Source organism: Streptomyces stoeckheimensis, assembly GCF_045822005.1.
Lineage (GTDB): Bacteria > Actinomycetota > Actinomycetes > Streptomycetales > Streptomycetaceae > Streptomyces > Streptomyces stoeckheimensis.
In genome coordinates, this window is sequence record NZ_CP169550.1 from 6,244,695 (window position 1) to 6,267,056 (window position 22,362).

Sequence of the window (22,362 nt, forward strand, 5' to 3'; positions counted from 1 at the left end):
TGACCCATGACGGAGAGTTCGCACGCACGCGCCTGAGCCAGGCGTGTGCCTTTTGGTTTTCCGCACCTCACTGGTGTCTGAATTGTCAGGGTGGGAGTCGACGCACATGCGTGCTTCAGGTCCGCTGTCATGGCTGGGGCGGGGACGCCCAGCCGTGACGGAGTCACAACGACTGCGCCGGCGGCGAAGCCGCACGGCGACCGTCATCTTGCTGTCATCGGTATTGACGGTGATGAGCCTGGGCGGGGAGGCGCTCGCCATCCCGGGGCCGGGCATGGACCGTGAGGAGTCGACCACGACGGTCGACCTCCCGGACCTGCCGAAGGCGACCGAGCTCGACGGGGACGGCGGGGCGCAGAAGGCGCTGACCACGGCGCGCGAGGTGCCGGTCGACCCCTACGACCCGAAGGCCACCGCCGCGTGGGCCGCGGGCACGGGCAATGCGACGCTGTCGGCGGCCACCCAGCCGGGCGCCACCGTCCCGGTCACCAACGGCCTGCCGATCGCCCTCGGCGTCCCCGAGGGCACCGACCCGGCCACCGTCGCGGGTGACTGGAAGGTCGAGCTCGCCTCTCCGGCCACCTCGCAGGACGCGGGTGTGTCCGGTCTGGTCATGAAGGTGACCCCGCCGGCCACGGTCGACCCGGCCGCCGAGGTGTCCCTCAGTGTCGACACGACCGGCTTCGCCGACCTCTACGGCCCGCAGGCCGCCGACCGCTTCGGCCTGGTGCTGCTGCCCGAGTGCGTCTACTCCTCCCCGAACGCGGGCGAGTGCGCGGACGACGGCGGCATGCAGGCCATGTCTCTCACGTCGGACCCGGACAAGGCAGGCGAGGCAGACAAGATCGAGCGTCTGAGCTCCACCGTGGAGACGGTGCCGGCGAAGGACGCTCCGACCAAGACCACGGCGGCGAAGGGATCCCCGACCCGCAAGGTCCTCACCGGCACCCTGCCAGTGGCGCGCCTGCTCGGCGACGGCTCCGGCTCCGCCAAGCCGGTCAACGCCTTGCTGGGCGAAGACGGCCGACCCGTTGTCAACGCCTCGCTGAGCGAGGGCGTCCAGCCCGTCGCCAATGCCGCCGGCGGTTCGGCGGTCGGCATGCTCGACACCGGTTCCTCGGTGCAGGGAGACTTCACGGCCTCCCCGCTGCTGTCCTCCGGTGACTGGTCCGCCGGTTCCTCCTCCGGCGCCTTCACCTACGGGTATCAGGTGCAGACCCCGGAGACGGCCGGCGGCCTGATGCCGAAGGTCAACCTGTCCTACTCCTCGCAGTCGGTCGACGGCCGCACCTCCTCGACCAACAACCAGGCCTCCTGGATCGGTGACGGCTGGGACTACAACGCGGGCTCCATCACCCGCACGTACGCCAACTGCCGCGAGGACTCGAAGAAGGCCGGCTCCAACAACGCCACGCACCGCACCGCGGACCTGTGCTGGGGCTCGGACAACGCCACCCTCTCGCTGGGCGGCATGACCACCGAGCTGGTGTGGGACGCAGCCAAGGGCACGTGGTTCACGTCCAACGGCGACGGCTCGAAGGTCGAGCGCCTCACCGGCCAGGCCACGGGCAACGGCGCGAAGGACGGCGAGTACTGGGTCGTCACCACCAAGGATGGCACCAGGTACCACTTCGGCCTGAACAAGCTGCCCGGCTGGTCCGACCACGGCTCCGCCGCCGACGACCCGACCACGGACTCCGTCCTCACGGTTCCCGTCTACGGCAACCACCCGGGCGAGGACTGCTACAAGGCGGGCGACTGGGCCAACTCCTACTGCACGCAGGGCTGGCGCTGGAGCCTCGACTACGTCGAGGACCTCCACGGCAACGCCATGTCGCTGTGGTGGAAGAAGGACCAGAACTACTACGCCCGCAACTTCAACTTCAAGGCGCCGGTCGTCTACGACCGCGACGGCTACCTGTCGCGCATCGACTACGGCCAGCGCCGCGACACCATCTTCAGCACCGAGGCCCCGGCACGCATCGGCTTCAGCGTCGCCGAGCGCTGCTACACCGTCGGCAGCGTCGCCTGCACCGAGGACAACTTCAAGTCGAAGGACCCCGGCCAGTACCGGCCCTGGTTCGACACCCCGGCCGACCTGCGCTGCGAGTCCGGCAAGAAGTGCTGGAACGCCGGTCCGACCTTCTGGACCCGCAAGCGCCTCGACAAGATCACGACCTCGGCCCAGCGCCGTACCGACACCACCGCCCGACAGGTCGTGGACGTGTACCAGCTGAAGCAGAGCTTCGCCGAGCTGAAGACCGGTCCCAATACGGCCCTGTGGCTGGAGTCCATCCAGCGCACCGGCTACGCCCGCAACGGCTCCACCGACGCCAGCGTGGCACTGAGCCCGGTCCGGTTCGAGTCGAACACCGAGGACATGCCGAACCGCGTCCTCGCGGTCAACCCGCAGCGCCCCGGGTTCTCCCGGCTGCGCATCGCGCGCGTCATCAACGAGTACGGCGGCGAGACCGTCGTCACGTACAAGCCGATCGAGGGCTCCTGCCTCTCCGGCCCGCTGCCCGGCAAGACCGATACGGCGGCGCTGAAGTCCAACGACCGCCTGTGCTACCCGTCCTTCTGGAACCCGGACCCCGAGGTCGAGGACATCGACTGGTTCCACAAGTACGTGGTCCAGTCCATCGAGGAGCTCCCGAACGTCGACGGCGCGTACGGGACGAAGACTGCCTACACGTACAAGAACCCGGCCTGGAAGCTCGCCGACACCGAGTTCACCAAGAAGTCGACGCGTACGTACTCGCAGTTCGCGGGTGCCGAGCAGACCACCGTCATCACCGGTACCGAAGATCCGGCCATCGGCAGCAAGCAGTCCAAGGCCGTCACCCGGTACTTCCGCGGCTTGGGCGACGCCGTCCCGGTCAAGGACGTCCACGGCAACGTCGTCAAGGGGGCGGACGGCTCGACCGTCTACGACCGTCAGGCCTTCGCCGGCCGCGTCTCCGAGGAACTCAGCTACAGCACCGCGACCGACGCCGACACCGACTGGCTGTCCCGGAGCATCACGATCCCCGAGGCCACGGAGCTGGCCAAGCGGAACCGCGACGACGGCCTGGACCCGCTGAAGGCCTGGCGGGTCACGGAGCCGGAGGAGATCGCGTACACGAAGTCCTCGGGCACCAACGAGGACGACCCGCGCACCCTCCGCGAGGTCCGTACGAAGACCACCTACGAGTCGGCGTACGGCCTGCCGACTCTGGTGGAGTCCTTGGGCGACACCGGCAAGCCCGGTGACGAGTCCTGCACCAAGTCGGAGTACCTGCACCAGACCGCGAAGAACATCATCGGTCTCTCCAAGCAGGTCCTGGTCTCCCCGACCACCTGCGCCGCGGCGAACTTCACCGACCTGTCGACGCTGAGCGGCGCCTCCCGCACCTCCTACGACGGCACGGCCTACGGCACCGCCCTGGCCGGCACCACCCGTGGTCTGGCGACCGAGTCCTGGTCGCTGAACGGCGCGGGCACCGGCTTCCAGAGCAGCGGTACGAACGGCTTCGACGCGATCGGCCGAGTCATCCGGGGGACCGACCCGGACGGCAAGTCCTCCACGATCAGCTTCGACCCGCCGACCGGCCAGGTCTTCAAGGTCACGCAGTCGAACAGCCTCGGCCACACCCAGGTGCAGGAGCTGGAGCCGGGCCGCGCGGTCACTCTGAAGACGACCGACGCCAACGGCCTGGTGAGCGAAGCCGCGTTCGACCCGCTGGGCCGGATCTCCGAGGCGTGGGCCGCGGGCCGCACTCCCTCCGCGTCCGCGGTGCCCGACTTCCGGGCCGAGTACACGATCCCGCCGGAGGAGACCGACCCGCAAGACTCCACCCTCAAGATCCGCAAGCCTCCGTTCGTCACCACGTACTCCCGGGGCGACGGGGGCCGGATCGAGACCTCGGTGACGCTCTACGACGGCCTCGGCCGCGAGCGTCAGTCCCTGGAGGAGCCGGAGAGCGGTGACGGCTACCTGGTCACCGACACCCTGTACAACAGCTCCGGCGAGGTGTGGCAGACCAACAACGCCTACCTGACCAAGGAAGCGAAGATCGGCGAGCTGTTCACGCCGCTCGCAGACACCGCGATACCCAACATCACCCGTTACACCTACGACGGCCTCGGCCGCGTCCTGGCGGAGACCCCGTACATGAAGTACGTGGACCCCCAGACCCAGCAGACCTCCTCCAAGGCGTACCCGGAACGAGCCACCCGCTACGAGTACGGCCAGGACTGGTCAAAGATCATCAATCCGGCGGGCGCCTCGTCCTACCGGGTCTACACCGACGCCCTGGGCCGTACGGTGCGCACGGACAGCTTCAACTCCGCCGCACCCAAGGGCTACACGTCCGTCTCCTACGAGTACGACGCCCGCGGCCAGCGGGTGAAGGCCACCAACTCGGCCGACCCGACGCACCCGTGGACCTGGACGTACGATCACCGCGGCCGGATGGACTCCACGACCGACCCGGACGCCGGTGTCAGCCGCACCGAGTTCGACCACCTCGACCGGGTCGTCACGAGCACCAACGCCCGCGGCGTCAAGGTGTGGAACGAGTACGACCAGCTGTCGCGGCCGAAGCAGCAGCGCATGAACGACGCCAACGGCACGCTGCTGGCCGACTTCTCGTACGACAGCGCCCCGGGCGGCAAGGGAATGCCCGCCGGCGCCACCCGCTACACCGATGGCCTCGCCTACACCCAGAAGGTCAACGGCTACACGAAGGACTACCAGCCCACCTCGACCACCCTGTCGCTCCCGCAGCAGATGGTCGACACCTGGGGCTTCGCCAAGGACTACAACTACAGCTACAACTACAGCGACACGGGCAGGCTGGAGGACGCGCAGCTCCCGGCGGTCGGCGCGCTGGACGCCGAGAAGCTGGTCGTCCGCTACGACAAGAACGGGCAGCCGCTCTCCGTCTCCGGCAAGGACTGGTACGGCGCCGAGACGGTCTACTCCCCGTACGGCCAGGTGCTCCGTTCGACCCTGGGCGCCCAGCCGTACCGCGTCTGGACGCAGAGCTCCTTCGACGAGTCCAGCGGTGAGCTGAAGGAGCAGGCGGTCTACCGGGAGCAGAACACCGCCAGTCTCGTCGGCGGCAACCTGGTCTCCAACCGGGCGTACAGCTACGACCCGGCCGGCAATGTCACCTCGGTCCAGGAGAAGTCCGTCGGGATCGAGGAGCGCCAGTGCTTCTCCTACGACCCGCTGGGTCAGCTGAAGTCGGCCTGGACCTCCAAGGACCAGACCGCCTGCACCACCCCGAAGAAGACCGACGGCACCATGAACGTCGTCGCGGGCAAGGACGGCTCCGGCTACTGGCAGGAGTACGAGTACGACCTCCTCGGCAATCGCACCAAGCTGACCGAGCGGAACCTCGCGGGTGACACGGCGAAGGACGCCGTCAGCACCTACGAGTACGGTAAGAACGCGGCGAAGGACCAGCCGCACACGCTGACCAAGGTGACGAAGAAGTACGTCACGCCGGCCGGCGCGCAGATCACGGCCGAGGCCACGCGCCTGTACGAGCTGACCGGCGAGACCAAGTCGGTCACGTCGGTCCAGAACGGCGACAAGCAGGACCTGACCTGGACCTACGACGGCAAGGTCGACCGGATCACGGGCCAGGGCTCGGGCGGCAAGAGCCCGTACGTGGGTCTCGGCCAGAAGTGCCTCGACCTCAAGTCCGGGCTCGCGAGCGCCGGCAACGCCATCCAGCTGTACCAGTGCAACGGCACCGTGGCCCAGGCATGGCACTTCGACCCGGTCCCGGGCCAGGCGGACGCCAAGCTGGGCACCCTGGAGGTCTACGACACCTGGTGCATCCAGCCGGCCTCGAACACGGCGGGCGCTGCGGCCCAGGTGCAGAAGTGCGACGGCTCCGCCGCGCAGCAGCTGAAGCGCAACGCCTCGGGTCAGCTGACCCACGCCCCGTCCGGTCTGTGCCTCGCGGTCCAGGGCGGGACGAACGCCAACTCGACGCCGATCGTCCTGGCCACCTGTGACGCGGCGCAGGCCGCCCAGCAGTGGCTGCCGCAGAACGACACCCGTCACATCTACGGTCCCGACGGTTCGAGCCTGCTGACCATCCAGGGCAAGCAGGCGACCCTGAACCTCGGAGAGGCACAGGTCACCGTCCAGCCGGGCGGCGTCCTCGTCCGCACCGAGCGCACCTACTCCGCCCCCGGCGGCGCGGTGCTGCGCTACGCCAATGGCAGCGCCGGCGACTCCCTGACGGCCCTGGCGATGGATCACCAGGGCAGCATCTACGCCGAGGTCGCCCTCACCGCCGGCCAGCCGGTCCGGGTCCGCAAGCAGGACCCGTTCGGCAACCAGCGCGGTGCTGACACGGCGGGGCAGAACGTCCAGAGCCACAAGGGCTTCCTGGGCAAGGACCGCGACGACGCTTCCGGCTTCCAGCCGCTGGGCGCCCGTCTCTACGACCCGCTCGTCGGCCGTTTCCTTTCGGCCGACCCGATCCTCGATCTGAACGACCCACTGCAGTCCAACGGGTACGCCTACGCGCACAACAACCCGATGACGTTCTCGGACCCGACGGGTCTGTCGATCAGCCTGACCGCCAGCGAGCGCGCGGCGGCCCTCGCGGGCGCGGGTCTGTCGGCGGCGCAGGTTTCCCAGGCCGAGGCGATGCAGGGCAAGTCCCTCACCTCCGTCATCCTCGCCGTGGCGTGGGACACGCTGAAGGACTTCATCGGGATCAACGACGCCATGGGCTGCTTCGGCGGTGACATGTGGTCCTGCGGCAGCCTCATCATCGGGGCCATTCCGTGGACGAAGCTCGGCAAGATCCCCTCGGTCATCAAGGCCGTCAACCGCACCATCAACGCCATCCAGGCGTTCAAGGCGGCGAAGAAGGCCGCCGAGATGGTGCTGAAGGCGGCGAAGGCCGCCGAGGCGGCAGCGCTACAGGCCAAGAAGGCCGCGATCGAGAAGGCCAAGAAGGAGGCCGCGCAACGGGCCAAGAAGAAGGCGGCCGAAGCCGCCAAGAGAACGGCCGACGCGGCAGCCGCGGCGAAGAAGAAGACGGGTAACGCCGTCCAGAAGAAGGCCCAGGTCAAGGCTGCCCCGAAGGCTTCCACCCAGTCCGGTGGCAAGGGCGGCGGAAGCAAGGCCGGCGCGGCCAAGCCGGGAGGTTCCTCCGGCGGTTCCGCCCGAAGCAAGGGCGGATCCAGCGGCAGCGGCGGCTCGGGCAAGACCGAGGGCGGCAGCGGCGGATCCTGCTCCACCGCCGGCAACAGCTTCGCGCCCGGCACGAAGGTGCTGATGGCCGACGGCTCCGCGAAGGCGATCGAGAAGGTCAAGACCGGCGACAAGATCCTCGCGACCGACCCCAAGACCGGTGAGACCCGCGTCGAGACGGTCAGTGCGGAAATCAAGGGCGAGGGCCTCAAGCACCTCGTCAAGATCACGATCGACGTCGACGGTACGTCGGGCTCCAAGACGGCCGAGGTCACCGCGACCGACGGGCACCCGTTCTGGGTCCCCGAGCTGCGCGAGTGGATCGACGCCACCGACCTGGAGCCCGGTCAGTGGCTCCAGACCGGCGCGGGCACCCGCGTACAGGTCACCGCAGCCGAGCCGTGGACCGCGGCGAACGCCACCGTCCACAACCTCACGGTGTCGAACCTCCACACGTACTACGTGGTGGCGGAGGCCACGCCGGTCCTCGTTCACAACTGTGGATCGCGTGGTGGTGACGATGATCTGGTCACGGTCTATCGAGGCACCGACCAGGGACTGGAAAACATGATCGCGGAAGAGTCGGGTCACCTCATGAGTGATGCTGCGCGCAGCACTTATGCGGGAACCGGTTCGATGGACGAAGCGATGAGGGCGTCGCAGCAGGCTCACGGCGATGCGCTCGCCGCCTGGGGCTCTCTTGACGACTATGTTCAGGCGCACGGGTCATTCGGTACGGAGATGGCGCAGATCGGCCCTCGGTCGATGATGTCGTTCACCACGGACATCAATGTCGCGCGGGGCTTCGGTGGCACCATTTACGCGGCGAGGATTCCGAGAAGCCAAATGATCATGCAGACATTGCCGGGTGCGGGTGAAGCAGAGGTGCTTGTCCCGCACATGATTGCCGTGACGAGGCTGTAGATGTACGTAGAGATTGTTCTCGGCCCGCTTCCGGTGCGCTATTACCCTCGGTCGGGCGCACTGGGCAAGGGGGATCTCCTCCCCGGCCAGGACGAGGGCCGGGAGCAGTCTCTCGTTCGGTCCGACCGGCTGCGGCGCATCGTCATGCCGCTTCCGAGTGGCAGGTCCTACCGGCTGTTCCTGCACTGGAGCGACGGCACGGATCTGGAGGACCTCGACAGGAGGATCGCCGAGGGCGAATCCTGTGAAAGGGCCTTCGACGGCGCACTCGCCGGCGGTGACATGGATCTTCGCTGCCGGACGTGCGGTACGGACTTCCTCGCGGTCGTGGCCGACGCGGGGACCCCGCTGCTGGGGGACATCGCGAACCGGCTCCGCGAACACGAGTTCGTTGATGCGTGTCCGGTCTGTGGTGCCGGATGGCAGCCCCATGTAATGCATGCAGTCGAAGCCGCTTAGCGGCGGAGGCCCGCTGGATGTGATTCCAGCGGGCCTTTTGCCGTCCCGCCCGCGCGGGGCCGGGGGGCGACCGCCCCGGCCACCCTCACGAAGAAGGAGCCCGTGCGGCTCGGAGATCACGACGGGCCCGTACGCGTCGTCGTCACCCCGTGACGGGCCGACGGGCATCGCACTCGAACCAGACCGTCTTTCCGGTGGAGTTCGGGTGCGTGCCCCAGCGGTCGGTCACCGCCTCGACCAGGAGCAGGCCGCGCCCGCCCTCCTCCAGAGGGCCGGGGACCCGGGCCGCGAGCGGGGGCGCCGGACAGCCGTCCGAGACCTCCACGCGCAGCCCCGCGGGCCGGCACAGGATGAGGACCGTGCAGCCCCGCCCGGGGACGTGACGCACGACGGTGGCGACCAGTTCGGTGAGCGCGAGCTCCGCGGCATCGGCCTGGGCGTCGAGCTCCCACGTCGCGCCGGACGCCTTCGCGGAGTTCGTGCGGAGCCTCTGAGGAGGGGGCGGCTCCTCGGGGGTCGGGTCACTCGTTCGGCATGCGCACATACGTTTCTTCCTGCGCCGGACGAGTGGCCGGGTGGATCGCCCCGCGGGATCGGGGGGAAGTCCAGGGCTGACCCGGACCCGCGTGTGCAAAGGAAGGCCGACATGAAACCCGCCCGCTCCCTCGCCCTGGCCGCCGTGACCTCGATCGTGCTCCTCGCCGGCAGCGCGTTCTCCGCCAGCGCGTGGGATTCCGGAGACGATCCGCCCAAGCCCGCGCCCCCCACCGACCCCGGTGTCGTCGCGCCGCAGAGCGCGCACCCGCAGTACCGGGGCGACAACGTCTCCATCCCGGCCGGCGGTTTCGCCTTCGCGCACGTGAGCTGTCCGGCGGGCATGGTGCCCACCGGTGGAGGCGGTCAGACCGGCAGCACGCTCACGTTCCTCACCGACTCCCTGCCCAGTCCCTCGGGTTGGACGGTGGGGGTGAAGAACACCGACACCGGCCAGAGCAACACCGCTTCGGCCTGGGTCGTCTGCACCGCCGCCGTCGGGGCGTAGCTTCATCCTGAACGTAACTGCCCTTACCCTGATGCGGGTTCGGCCGGACACGCCCGTCCGGCCGGCCGCGGCGGACCATCGGGGGACGGGCAGTATGAGCAGCGCGCGCAAGGGTGACGACGACAACGCCGACGGGGGCATAAAGCCGCTCGCGGCCGGTGATCCGAGCCGGATCGGGCCGTACCTGCTGCTCGGGCGCCTCGGTGCCGGCGGGATGGGCCGGGTGTTCCTGGCCCGCTCCGAGGGCGGACGCACCGTCGCGGTGAAGGTGGTCCACGAGGAACACGTGGCCGACGCGCAGTTCCGTGCCCGCTTCCGCCGCGAGATCGACGCCGCGCGGAAGGTCGGCGAGCGGTACACCGCCCCCGTCCTGGAGGCCGACCCCGACGCCGAACGGCCCTGGGTGGCCACCGGATACGTACCCGGGCTCTCGCTGGAGCAGATCGTGCGCCGGTACGGCCCCCTGCCCGTGGACTCCGTCCACGCCCTCGCGGACGGGCTGCTGCACGCGCTCAAGGACATCCACACCGCCGGGATCGTGCACCGCGACCTCAAGCCGTCGAACGTGATGCTGACCGTCGAAGGCAGCCGGGTCATCGACTTCGGGATCTCGCGCGCCCTGGAGACCTCCGTCGAATCGCTGCTCACCAGCACCGGCATGGTCGTCGGCTCCCCCGGGTTCATGTCGCCCGAGCAGGTGCGGGGGCTGCGGGCCGGGGCGAAGAGCGACGTGTTCACGCTCGGCTGCGTCCTGATGTACGCGGTCACGGGCGAACTGCCCTTCGGGCACGGCGCCAGCAACCAGCACGCGGTGATGTTCCAGATCGTGGAGGGCGAACCGGCCCTGGAGCGGGTGGCGGACGCCTCCCTGCGCGCGCTCATCGGCCGCTGCCTGGTCAAGGGAGTGGAGGAACGGCCGGGCGTGGACGAGCTGCTGGCGGACCCCGAGCGGGTCCTCCCGGCGGCGCGCGGCGGGGCGTGGCTGCCGCCCGGCGTGGTGGAACGGCTGGCCCGGCAGGCGGCGCGACTGCTCGACGCGGAGGCGGCACCGGCGGCCGAGGCGCCCGTACCCGTACCCGTACCGGTGCCCGCGCCCGCGCCCGCCGCGGCGCAGACCCCCGACCGGGGGACGCTCGGTCTGCGCCCGGAGGCGGGAGCGGCGGGGGCGGCAGGAGCGGCGGGGGAGTCCGGCGAGCAGGTCGTCGAGGCCGTCGAGGGCGCTGATCCGGCGACCGGGCCGGCAGCCGGGCCGTCCACCGCAGGCGGTGCCGCGCCGCGGGAACGGCGCCGGGCGCGGCGGCGGTTGACCGTCGCGGTGCCGGCCGTCCTGGTGTTCACCGTAGGCGGGGGCACGGTGGCCCTGCTCCAGCCGTTCGGCGGCGACGGCGGCGGGCGGTTGGCTTCGCCCCCGGCGAGCAGTGCGCCCGTGGTGCCCGGCGCCTCCGCCGGCTCCCCTTCGGCGGCGAGCGGTTCACCGGCGCCGGGCGCGCCGAACTCCGAGAGCCCCCAGGCCCCCCAGAGCCCGCCCGTACCGGCGCTGGACGGCCAGGTCGCCGCCGGACAGGGTGCGGCGGCGGGCGCGGGGACCCCCGGCGGGGGCGCCGGCACCCCGGGCGGCAGCAGCGCGACCCAGGGCGGAGGCGGGGGCCCGGCCGGCGGAGGCACCGGTACGGGCACCAGCCCGGGCGCCACCCCGGGGGGCTCGGGCTCTCCGAGCGGCGGCGGTTCCCCGAGCGGCGGCGGCTCGCCCAGTGGCGGCTCCGGCGGCGGCGACGCGGTGCCCGCGTACTTCGCCGGGACCTGGACCTACAAGGGCGATTTCAACATCGGCCAGCCGGGCACGGTGATCATCACCCGGTCCGGGGCGGTCCGCCTGATCAACGACTCCCAGATGGGCCACTGCGAGAACATCGCCAAGGTGACCTCGCTGGCCTCCGGCGGGACCCGGATCAACATCGGCGCGGCCGCGGTGGACAAGTCCAAGTCCACCAGCCAGTTCTGCGGGGTCCTGGACCCCTCCTTCTTCACCAAGAGCCTGCCGGCCGGCCTCCAGCACAACGTGGGCCCCTCGCACGGCGAGGGCTACTACTACGAGAAGTCCTGACGCCCGTGCGGTGTCGGGCACCGGATGTCGGGCACCGGGTGTCAGGTGCCGTGCGCCAGGCCGGTCTCCCAGGCCCACGCGGCGATGCCCACCCGGTTGCGCACCGCCAGCTTCGCCTGGATGTTGGCGACATGGGTCTTGGCGGTGCCCGGCGAGATGAACAGTTCGGCGCCGACCTCGGCGTTGGTCAGCCCGCGTGCGACGAGCAGGGCGATCTCGCGCTCCCGCGCGGTCAGGGGGTCCTCGGTCGCGGTGCGCGGCTCGGGAACGGGCTGCGGCAGGGTCTGCGGCCGGGGTTGCGGCGCGGACAGGCTGCGCAGCAGCCGGACCGTGAGCTGCGGGCTGATCAGGGTGTCCCCGGCCATCGCGGCCCGTACGCCCTCGATCAACAGGTTGGGACCCGACCGCTTCAGCAGGAAACCGCAGGCGCCGTTGCGCAGGGCGGTGTGCACGTAGTCGTCCAGGTCGAAGGTCGTGACGACGACCACGCGGACGGGGTGTTCGGCGGCGGGGCCCGCCAGGATCCGGGTCACCTCCAGGCCGTCCAGGCCCGGCATCCGGATGTCGGTGAGTACGAGGTCGGGCCGCAGCGAGCGGGCGAGTTCCACCGCGGTCGCGCCGTCGGCGGCCTCCCCGACGACGGTCATGTCCGGCTGCGAGTCGAGGATGAGGCGGAAGCCGTTGCGCACGTCTTCCTGGTCGTCGGCTATCAGGATGCGGGTGGTCACGGGATCATGATGCCGTGGTCTGTGGCCCGGCGTCGTGCGGTCCGGCGGCCTGTGGTGCCGTGGCCTGCGGTCCGGCGGCGGGAAGGGTAGCGGTCACGCGCCAACCGTCCCGGTGGGGGCCCGAGGCGAAGGTGCCGCCGCCGGCGCGGACGCGCTCGGCCAGCGCGAGCAGTCCGCCGCCGCCCCTGGGGCCCCGGTCGAGGCGGGGGAGTGCGGGCAGGTGCGAAGAGCGGCCGCGGCCGCCGTCGTCGGTCACGCTGACCTCGACGGTCGTACGGTCGGTGCTGAGCGCGACGTGGACGGCGGCCGCCCCCGGGGCGTGACGGCGTACGTTGGTGAGCGCCTCCACCACGACCCGGTGGACCGTGGCGGCGCCCTCGCGGGAGAGCGCGTCGGTGACGCCCGGGGCCAGGTCGAGCCGGGCCCGGACCTGTCCTGTTTCGCCGAACCGGTCGACTACCTCGCCGAGTTGGCCGACGCCGGGGAGGACCGTACGGGCGCCGCGGTCATCGTCGCCGTTGCCGCCGCCAGTGCTCTCGTCGGCGGCGTGCAGCATCCCGACCGTGCGGTCGATCGAGGCCAGTGCCGCGAGTCCGGCCCGCTCGATCCGTTCCAGCGCCCGGACCGCCGCCGCCGGATCGTGCTCGGCCACGAACCGGGCCGCCTGGGCCTGGACGACGATGCCGCTCACGTCGTGGGCGATGAAATCGTGCAGGTCATGGGCGAGTTCGAGCTGTTGGGCGCGGCGCGCGGCAAGGACCGCCTGCCGGCTGCGGTCCTCCATCAGGCGCGGATAGCCGCCGACGACGACCGACACGAGGACCGGAGCCGACCAGAACGCCATCAGGCCGAGCGATTCGAAGAAGGAGACGTCCGGTACGAGGGGGACGGTCCATACGGCGACGGCCGCGGCGCCGAGCCCGCCGCCCGCCAGGAGCCGGTGCCGGGGCGACCAGCGCACCGCGGCAGCCAGGAGCAGCAGTACCGCTCCCACGGCCAGCAGGTGCCACTTCGACCCCCCGGCCGTTCCGTGTCCGGGCCAGGCGAAGGTGGCCAGCAGGAGCAGGACACCGGCGGCGCCCGTGGCGGCCCCGGTCCACCGGCGCGACCGGGGCAGGCAGCCGAAGGTGCCGAGGGCGATTCCGGCGGCGACGAGCGTCGGTAGCGGCCGTACGCCCAGGAAGGCCGTGGCGGCGCAGCAGGCTGCGATCACGATGCCGATGACGGCCCGGTCCTGGTGTGCCATGCCCATGATCTTCACCTCCACGACCTTAGGCGCCGTCCCGGGCGGGAGTCCTCTGCCGAACGGCATAGAGGGGTTCGCCAGGCCCCGAGTGGATCTCCCGATCGGCCGATGGTCGTGGACCGGGCCGGTGGCGGAGGCTGATGCCACACCGAAGAGCGGCTCAACCAGCCGCCAGGAACTTGGAGTTCACCATGCTTCGCAGCACCACTCTCCGTACGTCCTTCGTCGGTCTCACCGCACTGGCGGTCATCGGCGGCCTTGCCGTCTCCGCCTCCGCATCCACCTCGGACGAGGCGAGGAAGGCGCCGAAGGAATCGAGTCTCACCGGCTTCGCCAAGATGTACCGGGCGGACGGCCAGCAGGTCCGCTTCTCCTTCGACGCACACGGCTTCGCCCCGGCCGAGCCCGACGAGCCGGACGCCCCGGCCGGCACCTCGCGCGGCACCTTCCGGTTCAGCCACTACACCGCCGACGGAAAGCAGGGCGCCTACGCCGAAGGCCGTATCGACTGCCTTCTGACCGGCGGCCCGGTCGCGACCGCCACCGGCATCATCACGAGCTCGGATCTGCCCCCGGGTGTCATCGGCAAGCGCGTCGGGTTCACCGTCTACGACGGGAAGGGCGACGGGAAGAAGGACCGGGTCGGCTACAGCTGGGCCGTGTCCGGCTTCGACGGGCTGGAAGTGCCGAAGTGCCTCAGCGCCGCGCCGTACGAGACCGTCGAGAGCGGCGACTTCAAGGTCGTGCACGTGCTCCCGCCGAACCCGTCGGCGAACACGCAGAGCGCCGAGAACACCGAGAACACCGAGAGCGCCGAGAGCGCCGAGAGCGAGGCATGAGAGCCGTCGTGGAGCGCGAACCGAGCCGCCGCGTGGTGCGTCTCGCCCACCTCGCCGCGCTCGCCCCGCTGCCCACGGCGCTGTGGCGGATCGCCGGAGCGCTCGGAGTGCCGCTCGGCTTCTCCGGGGACGATCCACTGACGGACGTCAGGTTCGGCAGCGGGTTCTCGCTCTATCTGATCGGCCTGAGCGTGTTCGCCGAGATGCTGGGATTCCTCGCCCTGGGTCTCGTGAGGCGCTGGGGCGAAGTCGTCCCGCGCCGGCTGCCGTTGATCGGCGGCAGGGCCGTCCCGCCGCTCGCCGCCGTGATCCCCGCCGGTCTGGGGGCCGCCGCGCTGACCCTGCTGGGTGTTCTGGGGGTCATCGGCTGGAACGACCCGGGGAACATGGGTGCCCCTGGCTCCCCCACGGGCGTGGCGTACTGGGTGATGACGGCCTGCTACCTGCCCCTGGTGGCGTGGGGGCCGCTGCTGGCGGTCGTCACCGTGGCCTATCACCGCCGCCGGAGTGCCGCCGCGCCCGACCGCCGGCTCGTCGCCGCCTGACACCCGCTCCGGCCGGGCGGCGGCGCCGCGCCAAAGTGAGAACACGTTCCAGTTATGACCTTCCGTCAGAATGCAACGTGTTCTACTCTGCCGCGCATGGGCATCGGAATCACAAAGGAACAGCGGGAGTTGGCCGAAGCCGTTCGCGGCTGGGTCGCGCGGGCCGTGCCGCCCGAGGAGGTCCGCAAGCTCCTCGACACCCCGCCGCAGACGGGCGCGCGGCCCGCCTACTGGGACGGGCTGCTCGCCTCCGGGCTTTTGGAACCGCACCTGGAGGGCGGCACCCTGCTCGACCTCGCCGTCGTGGTGGAGGAGGCCGCACGGGCGGCGCTGCCCGGGGCGTACCTGCCGAGCGTGCTGGCCTCCGTCCTCCTGGACCGGGCCGGGGCCGAGCCCCTCGGCGGGCGGGTCGGGGCCGTGGCGCTCGGACCCGGGGACCTCACGGCCGTCGCCGTGGAGGGCGGCTACCTCCTCGACGGGACCGCCCCGCCGGTGCTGGGCGCGGGCGAGGCCGACCTCGTGCTGCTCGCCGCCGAGACCGCGCACGGGACCCGCTGGTTCGCCGTCGACGCCGCCGCGCTGGACGTCCGTACCCAGGACAGCGCCGACCCCACCCGGCCCACCGCCGAGGTCCGCGCCCGCGGAGTCACCGCCGGGCCGGGGGCCCTGCTGGAACTCGACGCCGCGCTCGTACGGGACCTCGCCTGCGTGCTGTTCGCCGCCGACGCCTGCGGCACCGCCGCCTGGGCGCTGCACACCGCCGCCGAGTACGCGAAGGTGCGCGAGCAGTTCGGGCGGCCCATCGGGCAGTTCCAGGGGATCAAGCACCTGTGCGCCGACATGCTGGTGCGCGTGGAGCAGGCCCGGGCGCTCGCCTGGGACGCCGCCCAGGCCACCGAGGAACCGGCCGAGGTGCGCTCGCTGGTGGCCGCGCTGGCCGCCGGCACCGCGCTCGACGCCGCGTACTCCTGCGCCAAGGACTGCGTCCAGGTGCTCGGCGGCATCGGCTTCACCTGGGAGCACGACGCCCACATCTACCTCCGCCGGTCCCTCGTCGCCCGCCAGCTCCTCGGCTCCGGCGACGGCCACCGGGTCCGGGCCGTACGGCTCGCCGCCGCGGGCGCCCGGCGCGAACTGCGCCTGGAGCTGCCCGCGCGGGCCGAGACCCACCGCGCGAAGGCCCGTACCGCCATCGCGGACGCGGCCGGGCTCGACCCCGCCACCGCGCGCCGGGTGCTGGCACCCACCGGGTACGCGGCCCCGTATCTGCCGGCCCCGTACGGGCTCGGCGCCGGTCCCGTCGAGCAGCTCGTCGTCCAGCAGGAACTGAAGGCCGCCGGGGTCAAGGTCGCCGACCTCGGGATCGCCACCTGGGTGGTGCCCTCGCTCCTGGCCTACGGGACCCCCGAGCAGCAGGAGCGCTACCTGCTGCCCACGCTGCGCGGGGACGTCACCTGGTGCCAGCTCTTCTCCGAGCCGGGGGCGGGCTCGGACCTCGCCTCGCTGCGGACCAAGGCGGAGCGCGGCCCCTCCGGGGACGGCTGGATCGTCAACGGGCAGAAGGTGTGGACGAGTTCCGCGCGGAGCGCCGACTACGGGATCCTGCTGGCCCGCACCGACCCGGACGTCCCCAAGCACAAGGGGCTCGGCTACTTCATCGTGGACATGAAGACCCCCGGGATCGACATCCGGCCCCTCAAGGAGATCACCGGCGAGGCCCTCTTCAACGAGGTCTACTTCGACGACGTGCCGCTGCCGCCGGACGCCCTGGTGGGCGCGGAGGACGGGGGGTGGAAGGTCGCCCGCAACACCCTCGGCAACGAACGCGTCCACATGGCCGACCAGATGACCTTCGACACCGGCCTGGAGGCGCTACTCGCCCGCTCCGCCGATCTCGAAGGCGGGTACCGGGTCCGGATCGGGGCCCTGGCCGCCGAGGCACACGCCCTGGCCTGCATCGGGCTGCGCACCACGCTCCAGCAGGTCTCCGGACTGGAGCCGGGCGCGGGCGCGTCCGTACGCAAGCTCGTCCAGACCCCGCACCAGCAGAAGACCGCCGAGCTCACGCTCGAACTGCTCGGCCCGGCGGGTGCGGTGAGCGAGGGGGCGGGGAAGCGGGCGGTGCACGGCATGCTCATGTCCCGCTGCCTGACCATCGCCGGCGGCACCACGCAGGTCCAGCTCAACGTCGTCGCCGAGCGGATCCTCGGCCTTCCCAGGGACTGACCGAACCGAACCGAACTGAACCGAAGGGCAGTGGGGACACGCATGAAGTCGTACATCGTGGGCGTCGGCATGACGAAGTTCGAGAAGCCGGAGTCGAGGGACTGGCAGTACTGGGACATGGCGAAGGAGGCCGGCGACGCGGCGCTCGCGGACGCGGGCATCGACTACGGGCTGGTCGAGCAGGTACCGGTGGGCTACTGCTTCCAGGCCTCCACGGCAGGCCAGCGGGCGGCGTACGAACTGGGGCTGAGCGGGGTCCCCGTCTACAACGTCAACAACAACTGCGCGACGGGCTCGACGGCGCTGATGATGGCGCGGCAGTTCGTGGAGGGCGGGATCAACGACTGCGTGCTGGCGCTGGGCTTCGAGAAGATGAAGCGCGGCGCGCTGGGGGGCGGAGCCGACGGCGGGGACTTCAAGACCTCGCCGGTGGCCCGGCACTACGGGATCATGGCCGCCGGGCACGGCTTCGAGATGTCGCCGCCGACCGCGCAGATCTTCGGGAACGCGGCGCGGGAACACATGAAGCTCTACGGGACCACGGCCGCGCAGCTCGCGGCGGTCGGGGCGAAGAACCACCGGCACTCGGCGAACAACCCGAACGCGCAGTTCCAGGACGTCTACACGGTGGAGGAGATCCTCGCGGCGAAGACGATCCACGAGCCGCTGACCAAGCTCCAGTGCTCGCCGACCTCGGACGGGGCCGCGGCGGCGGTGGTCGTATCGGAACGCTTCGTGGAGCAGCACGGTCTGGGGGAGAGGGCGGTGGAGATCGTCGCCCAGTCCATGACCACGGACACGGAGGCGTCCTTCGCCTCCGGCTCCTGCATCGACGTGGTCGGCAAGCCGATGACGGCGGCGGCGGGGCGGGCGGTGTTCGCGGCGTCGGGACTCGGGATCGGGGACGTGGACGTCATCGAGCTGCACGACTGCTTCTCGATCAACGAGCTGCTGACGTACGAGGCGCTGGGCATGTGCGAGGACGGCGGCGCCGGGGCACTGGTGGAGTCGGGCGCGACGACGTACGGCGGCCGGTGGGTGGTGAACCCCTCGGGCGGCCTCATCTCCAAGGGCCACCCCCTGGGCGCGACGGGCCTCGCGCAGGCGGCCGAACTCGTCTGGCAGCTCCGGGGCACGGCGGGCCCCCGCCAGGTCTCGGGAGCGAGGGTCGGCCTGGCGCACAACATCGGCCTGGGCGGCGCGGCGGTGGTCACCCTCCTCCGGCGGTAGCCCTGGCGGGGTTGGGTTGGGTTGTGGCCGGCGGTCGGCGGCCGGCGCTGGCTGCGGGTGGTGGGTCGGTGCAGGGGGCGGGGTGGGGTGTCGGCCTGGACTGCATGATTTAGGCGCCCCCTGCTCTACTCCGACAGGGCGAAGGGTGTTCTCGCGCCACAAATCACGCTTTACGTCCCGGCCAACACCCCACCCCGCCCCCGTCCCCACCCCGCCCCCGTCCCCACCCCGCCCCCGTCCCCGACCCGGGCCGATTCCGGCCCCGTCGGCGGTACTTCAGCCGTCCCGTGATCCTTCAGCCGTCCGGCGTTTGAGGACCGGGGTCTGGGGCGGAGCCCCAGAAGGGGTCCGGGCAGCGCCCGGGGAACGGTGGAAGGGCGGGTAGGGGACTCGGCCCCGCGCAGCGGCCGGGACGCTCGGGCGGCGTGCCTCAGGCGCGGACCGGCGCCGGAGCCGAGGCGGCCAGGGCCGGCATCAAGCGCACCGCGTTGTCCCGGTTGATCGCCCGCTGGTGCGCCGGTGTCAGCGCGGGGTCGTCCGCCAGCGCCGGCAGGGCGATGTCCGCGACCATCTCCGAAGGACACGCCGGCCAGTCGCTGCCGAAGAGGATGCGGTCGGGCGATGCCATCGCCAGCAGGGTCCCCGCCGGGGACATCGGCCCGGCCGTGTCGTAGTAGAAGCGGAGCAGGTGGTCCCGGACCATCGCCGGGTCGACGGGCGGGGTGAGCGCCCCCGCGAAAGCCTGGACCCGGGTGGCGATGTGGGGGAGGAAGCCGCCCGCGTGCGGCAGGATCACCGACAGGTTCGGGAAACGGTCCAGCGTGCCCTTGTGGATCATGTTCAGCGCGGCCCGCGTGGTGTCCAGCAGGAAGTCGCACAGAAAGTGCGGGATCCCGGGAACGGCCACCGCCCCGGGTCCGCCTCCGGGGCCCGGTCCGTGGCCCGCGCCGGGCCCGGCATTCGGCCCCGGCCCGCCGCCTGCTCCGGGCCCCGCCCCCGGGGGCGTTCCCCCGGCGAGGCCCACCCCAGGGAGGTTGTGCGGGTGCGTGTCCACGACGGCGGAGCGCTCGTCGAGCTCGGCGAAGAGGGGGTCGTAGGAGGGGTCGCCGAGGTAGATGCCGCCGTAGTTCGCCGTCACGTTCACCCCCACCGCTCCCAGCTCGTCGAGCCCGCTCCGCAGCGCCCAGCGCGCGACCTCCGGGTCGTCGAGGAAGAGCGGGGCGTGGAACGCGAAGCGGCCCGGATGCGCGTCCGCGACCTCCGCCGCCGCCCGCAGGGTGATGGCCGTGGCCTCGCGCAACTGCGCGGACGTCGCGTAGCGCGCCGGCAGCATCGGCTTGAGCACGGCGGTGGCGATCCCCGCCCGGTCCATCAGGTCCAGGGCGGCCGCGGCATCCCAGCGCGCCCACGGCGGCAGGGCCTTGCGGTGCGCCAGGCCCTGGCCTTCGGCCCACTCCAGCCACTCCGGGGCGCAGAAGTGGTGGTGGACGTCGATCCTGCTGCGGCTGCCGTCGTCCGGCGGGGCGAGGTCGAGGTGTGCGATGTCCGGCATGAGGCGGACCCTAGGGCGGGTACCGCGCGGGTGGCCGCGGGACGGCTCGGGGATCCGGCCGATCCGCTCAGGAGGGCGTAGTTTCGGGCCCGAACGGGGTAACGGAGGTTACGCGGGGCGCGGGCCGAGGGAGTGAGGTGGCTGGACAGTCGAGCCCCCACGAGAGGTCTGAGCCGTGACGACCGAACCCGCAGTGGCAGTGAGTGACGGGGTTCCCGTCGGCCTTCCCGTAGCCGAAGCCGTGGCGGCCGTGTCCATGGGCACGCCGGAGTACCGTACGTGCCCCTACCCGGTCTACCAATCGCTGCGCGAGCAGGCCCCCGTCTGCAAGCTGACCACGCGCCACGGGGTGGACACGTATCTCATCACCCGGTACGAGGACGCCCGGCTCGCGCTGTCCGATCCGCGCATCGGCAAGGACATGCACGAGGGCATCGAGATCTACCACGCGGTCTTCGGGGACACCTGTGACGCCCTCGACGACAACCTGATCTTCGCCGACCCCCCTCGGCACACCCGGCTGCGGCACATCGCCCACGAGGCCTTCACCCCGCGCCACGTCAAGCTGCTGCGCCCGCGCATCGAGCAGCTCGCCGACGAACTGCTGACCAAGTGTCCGACGGACACCCCCGTCGACCTGATGACCGCCTTCGCCCTGCCGCTGCCCGTCATGGTCATCTGCGAGCTGCTCGGCATCGTCGGGGACGAGCGGAACGACGTCCTGAAGTGGTTCGGGCAGGTGACGCGCTCCCGGTTCAGCAAGGAAATGGGCGACGAGCTGGCCGAGGCGGAGCACTGGCTGCGGAACTACTTCCTCGGCCTGGTCGCCCGTAAGCGTGCGGAACCCGCGGATGACTTCCTCACCGTGCTGATCCAGACGGAGCACGAGGACGGGGCCCTGACCGACGACGAACTCGTCTCGATGATGTGGGTCCTGCTCTTCGCGGGCCACAAGACCACCACGTACCAGATCGGCAACGCGGTCTACTCCCTGCTGTCCCACCCCGACCAGCTGGCGCTCGTCCGGGCGGACCGGGGGCTCCTGCCCCAGGCGGTCGAGGAGCTCGTCCGGTTCGAGTGCTCCGTGGAGACCTCCACGTTCCGCTACGCCCTGGAGGACGTGGAGATCGGGGGAGTGGCCATCCCGCAGGGGTCCCTGGTCCAGATCGCGATCTCCTCCGCCAACCGGGACCCGGAGAAGTTCGCGGAACCGGACACCCTGGACGTGACGCGCAAGGGGCTGCAGAGCACCCACCTCGGCTTCGGTCACGGGCCCCACTACTGCCTCGGCGCCCCGCTCGCCCGGATGGAGCTGGAGACCGCGCTGACGGCCCTGCTCGACCGGTTCCCCGAGATGGTCCTGGCGACCCCGGAGACGGGCCACGAGGAGTGGCTCAAGGGGCCCTTCCCGGCCTTCCGCGGGCTGGAGAAGCTGCCCGTCGCCCTGGACCCGTCGCGGACGGTCGACGACTGGACGGCGACCGCCTCCGGCTGACGTCCGGTCCGCACACCACGCCCGCCCCGCGGATCCTCCCGAAGGATCCGCGGGGCGGGCGCATGTCCGGTGCGGTTCACGGGAATCAGGGGCCTTACGTGGCCTCCGGGCCCTACGTGGCCTACGGGCCGCGCGGGGCCTCCAGCGCCGGGTCGACCACCGATTCCCCCCGGGAGGCGCGGCGGATGCCGTCCGCGAGGTCCTCGACCGGGCCGTCCCGCAGGACCAGGCCGGCCGCGCCGGCGGCGAGGGCGGCCTCCGGCAGGCCCGGATGGGCGGAGCCGGTCAGCACCAGGATCCGGCATTCCGGATCCTCGGCCAGGAGCTCGGGGACGCGGTCCACCGACTCCGTCAGCGCCACCGCCGGGCGGGCCAGCGGCGAAGCCACGACCTCGATGTCCGGCTGGAGGCCGAGGAGGACCGCCAGAGCCGGGTTCGGCGGGTCCAGGAGCACCCGCAGGGATCGGGCAGGGCGCTGGGGAACGGGCATCTCATCCACCCGGCCAGGGTAGGGGCGAAGCGTCCCGCACCCGCGCAACGCGCCGCGGATGAAGTGAGTCTGACAGATAGTCAGGAGTCTTCCCAAGTGCTGGGGCGTGCGTTATACATTCCTTCACCGGGCAACCTAGAACGCGTTCTAGAGTGCCGGGTCCCGCATACGACCTCGGTGCGGCCGACGGTGCGGACGGCCGCGCCGAGGTCTTCCAAGGCACCGCGCTTCCACAGCCGGTGCTTCACAGCAGGTGCCCCGAAGACGGTGTTTCC

At 71.4% G+C, this 22,362-nt stretch carries 14 protein-coding genes; 9 read left to right on the top strand and 5 right to left on the bottom strand.

Annotation, left to right across the window (positions count from 1 at the left end):
* Positions 1-232: 232 nt before the first annotated feature.
* The gene (locus ACE1OC_RS28320) at positions 233-8,131 is read left to right on the top strand and encodes a polymorphic toxin-type HINT domain-containing protein (protein ID WP_407839379.1); all 7,899 of its coding nucleotides are present in this window, start codon (positions 233-235) and stop codon (positions 8,129-8,131) included.
* Positions 8,132-8,590, top strand: coding sequence for a hypothetical protein (locus ACE1OC_RS28325; protein ID WP_407839380.1), 459 nt, complete (start codon positions 8,132-8,134; stop codon positions 8,588-8,590).
* 142 nt (positions 8,591-8,732) lie between these two features.
* Here ACE1OC_RS28325 and ACE1OC_RS28330 read toward each other — a convergent pair whose 3' ends face one another.
* Positions 8,733-9,134 (bottom strand): ATP-binding protein, encoded by a 402-nt coding sequence (locus ACE1OC_RS28330; RefSeq protein WP_407839381.1) that lies wholly within the window; start codon positions 9,132-9,134, stop codon positions 8,733-8,735.
* A 102-nt stretch (positions 9,135-9,236) separates the two neighbouring features.
* On the opposite strand from ACE1OC_RS28330, the gene ACE1OC_RS28335 reads away from it, so the two are divergent.
* Positions 9,237-9,632 carry a hypothetical protein gene (locus tag ACE1OC_RS28335; RefSeq protein WP_407839382.1) on the top strand — a complete coding sequence of 132 codons (396 nt, stop codon included), beginning with the start codon at positions 9,237-9,239 and terminating at the stop codon, positions 9,630-9,632.
* A gap of 94 nt (positions 9,633-9,726) precedes the next feature.
* The gene (locus ACE1OC_RS28340) at positions 9,727-11,736 is read left to right on the top strand and encodes a serine/threonine-protein kinase (RefSeq protein WP_407839383.1); all 2,010 of its coding nucleotides are present in this window, start codon (positions 9,727-9,729) and stop codon (positions 11,734-11,736) included.
* A gap of 41 nt (positions 11,737-11,777) precedes the next feature.
* Here ACE1OC_RS28340 and ACE1OC_RS28345 read toward each other — a convergent pair whose 3' ends face one another.
* Positions 11,778-12,464, bottom strand: coding sequence for a response regulator (locus ACE1OC_RS28345; RefSeq protein WP_407839384.1), 687 nt, complete (start codon positions 12,462-12,464; stop codon positions 11,778-11,780).
* A 4-nt stretch (positions 12,465-12,468) separates the two neighbouring features.
* Positions 12,469-13,710 carry a sensor histidine kinase gene (locus ACE1OC_RS28350; RefSeq protein WP_407839385.1) on the bottom strand — a complete coding sequence of 414 codons (1,242 nt, stop codon included), beginning with the start codon at positions 13,708-13,710 and terminating at the stop codon, positions 12,469-12,471.
* Between the two features lie 191 nt (positions 13,711-13,901).
* Here ACE1OC_RS28350 and ACE1OC_RS28355 point away from each other — a divergent pair, with 191 nt between their 5' ends.
* The 4 genes from ACE1OC_RS28355 (at position 13,902) to ACE1OC_RS28370 (ending at position 18,550) form a co-directional block, all read left to right on the top strand.
* On the top strand, positions 13,902-14,549 hold the full coding sequence (locus tag ACE1OC_RS28355; protein ID WP_407839386.1) for a hypothetical protein: 648 nt from the start codon (positions 13,902-13,904) through the stop codon (positions 14,547-14,549).
* Positions 14,546-15,094 (top strand): hypothetical protein, encoded by a 549-nt coding sequence (locus ACE1OC_RS28360; RefSeq protein ID WP_407839387.1) that lies wholly within the window; start codon positions 14,546-14,548, stop codon positions 15,092-15,094. Before ACE1OC_RS28355 ends, ACE1OC_RS28360 begins: the two co-directional genes overlap by 4 nt.
* 96 nt (positions 15,095-15,190) lie before the next feature.
* The gene (locus ACE1OC_RS28365) at positions 15,191-17,320 is read left to right on the top strand and encodes an acyl-CoA dehydrogenase (protein ID WP_407839388.1); all 2,130 of its coding nucleotides are present in this window, start codon (positions 15,191-15,193) and stop codon (positions 17,318-17,320) included.
* A gap of 42 nt (positions 17,321-17,362) precedes the next feature.
* On the top strand, positions 17,363-18,550 hold the full coding sequence (locus ACE1OC_RS28370) for a thiolase C-terminal domain-containing protein (protein ID WP_407839389.1): 1,188 nt from the start codon (positions 17,363-17,365) through the stop codon (positions 18,548-18,550).
* 430 nt (positions 18,551-18,980) lie between these two features.
* Here the strand turns inward: ACE1OC_RS28370 and ACE1OC_RS28375 are convergent, their stop codons facing one another.
* A complete protein-coding gene (locus ACE1OC_RS28375) occupies positions 18,981-20,102 on the bottom strand; it encodes an amidohydrolase family protein (protein WP_407839390.1) in 1,122 nt (373 codons plus the stop codon).
* A 256-nt stretch (positions 20,103-20,358) separates the two neighbouring features.
* On the opposite strand from ACE1OC_RS28375, the gene ACE1OC_RS28380 reads away from it, so the two are divergent.
* Entirely contained in the window at positions 20,359-21,597 is a 1,239-nt protein-coding gene (locus ACE1OC_RS28380; RefSeq protein WP_407841704.1) for a cytochrome P450 family protein, read from the top strand.
* A gap of 121 nt (positions 21,598-21,718) precedes the next feature.
* Here ACE1OC_RS28380 and ACE1OC_RS28385 read toward each other — a convergent pair whose 3' ends face one another.
* Positions 21,719-22,087: a DNA-binding response regulator gene (locus tag ACE1OC_RS28385; RefSeq protein WP_407841705.1), complete on the bottom strand. Its 369-nt coding sequence runs from the start codon at positions 22,085-22,087 to the stop codon at positions 21,719-21,721.
* Between the last annotated feature and the right edge of the window lie 275 nt (positions 22,088-22,362).

Bases quoted from the DNA above. Each gene is read 5' to 3' on its own strand.
- ACE1OC_RS28320 (WP_407839379.1), top strand. From the start codon at position 233: ATGAGCCTGGGCGGGGAGGCGCTCGCCATCCCGGGGCCGGGCATGGAC.
- ACE1OC_RS28325 (WP_407839380.1), top strand. From the start codon at position 8,132: ATGTACGTAGAGATTGTTCTCGGCCCGCTTCCGGTGCGCTATTACCCT.
- ACE1OC_RS28330 (WP_407839381.1), bottom strand. From the start codon at position 9,134: ATGTGCGCATGCCGAACGAGTGACCCGACCCCCGAGGAGCCGCCCCCT.
- ACE1OC_RS28335 (WP_407839382.1), top strand. From the start codon at position 9,237: ATGAAACCCGCCCGCTCCCTCGCCCTGGCCGCCGTGACCTCGATCGTG.
- ACE1OC_RS28340 (WP_407839383.1), top strand. From the start codon at position 9,727: ATGAGCAGCGCGCGCAAGGGTGACGACGACAACGCCGACGGGGGCATA.
- ACE1OC_RS28350 (WP_407839385.1), bottom strand. From the start codon at position 13,710: ATGGCACACCAGGACCGGGCCGTCATCGGCATCGTGATCGCAGCCTGC.
- ACE1OC_RS28355 (WP_407839386.1), top strand. From the start codon at position 13,902: ATGCTTCGCAGCACCACTCTCCGTACGTCCTTCGTCGGTCTCACCGCA.
- ACE1OC_RS28360 (WP_407839387.1), top strand. From the start codon at position 14,546: ATGAGAGCCGTCGTGGAGCGCGAACCGAGCCGCCGCGTGGTGCGTCTC.
- ACE1OC_RS28365 (WP_407839388.1), top strand. From the start codon at position 15,191: ATGGGCATCGGAATCACAAAGGAACAGCGGGAGTTGGCCGAAGCCGTT.
- ACE1OC_RS28370 (WP_407839389.1), top strand. From the start codon at position 17,363: ATGAAGTCGTACATCGTGGGCGTCGGCATGACGAAGTTCGAGAAGCCG.
- ACE1OC_RS28375 (WP_407839390.1), bottom strand. From the start codon at position 20,102: ATGCCGGACATCGCACACCTCGACCTCGCCCCGCCGGACGACGGCAGC.
- ACE1OC_RS28380 (WP_407841704.1), top strand. From the start codon at position 20,359: ATGGGCACGCCGGAGTACCGTACGTGCCCCTACCCGGTCTACCAATCG.
- ACE1OC_RS28385 (WP_407841705.1), bottom strand. From the start codon at position 22,087: ATGCCCGTTCCCCAGCGCCCTGCCCGATCCCTGCGGGTGCTCCTGGAC.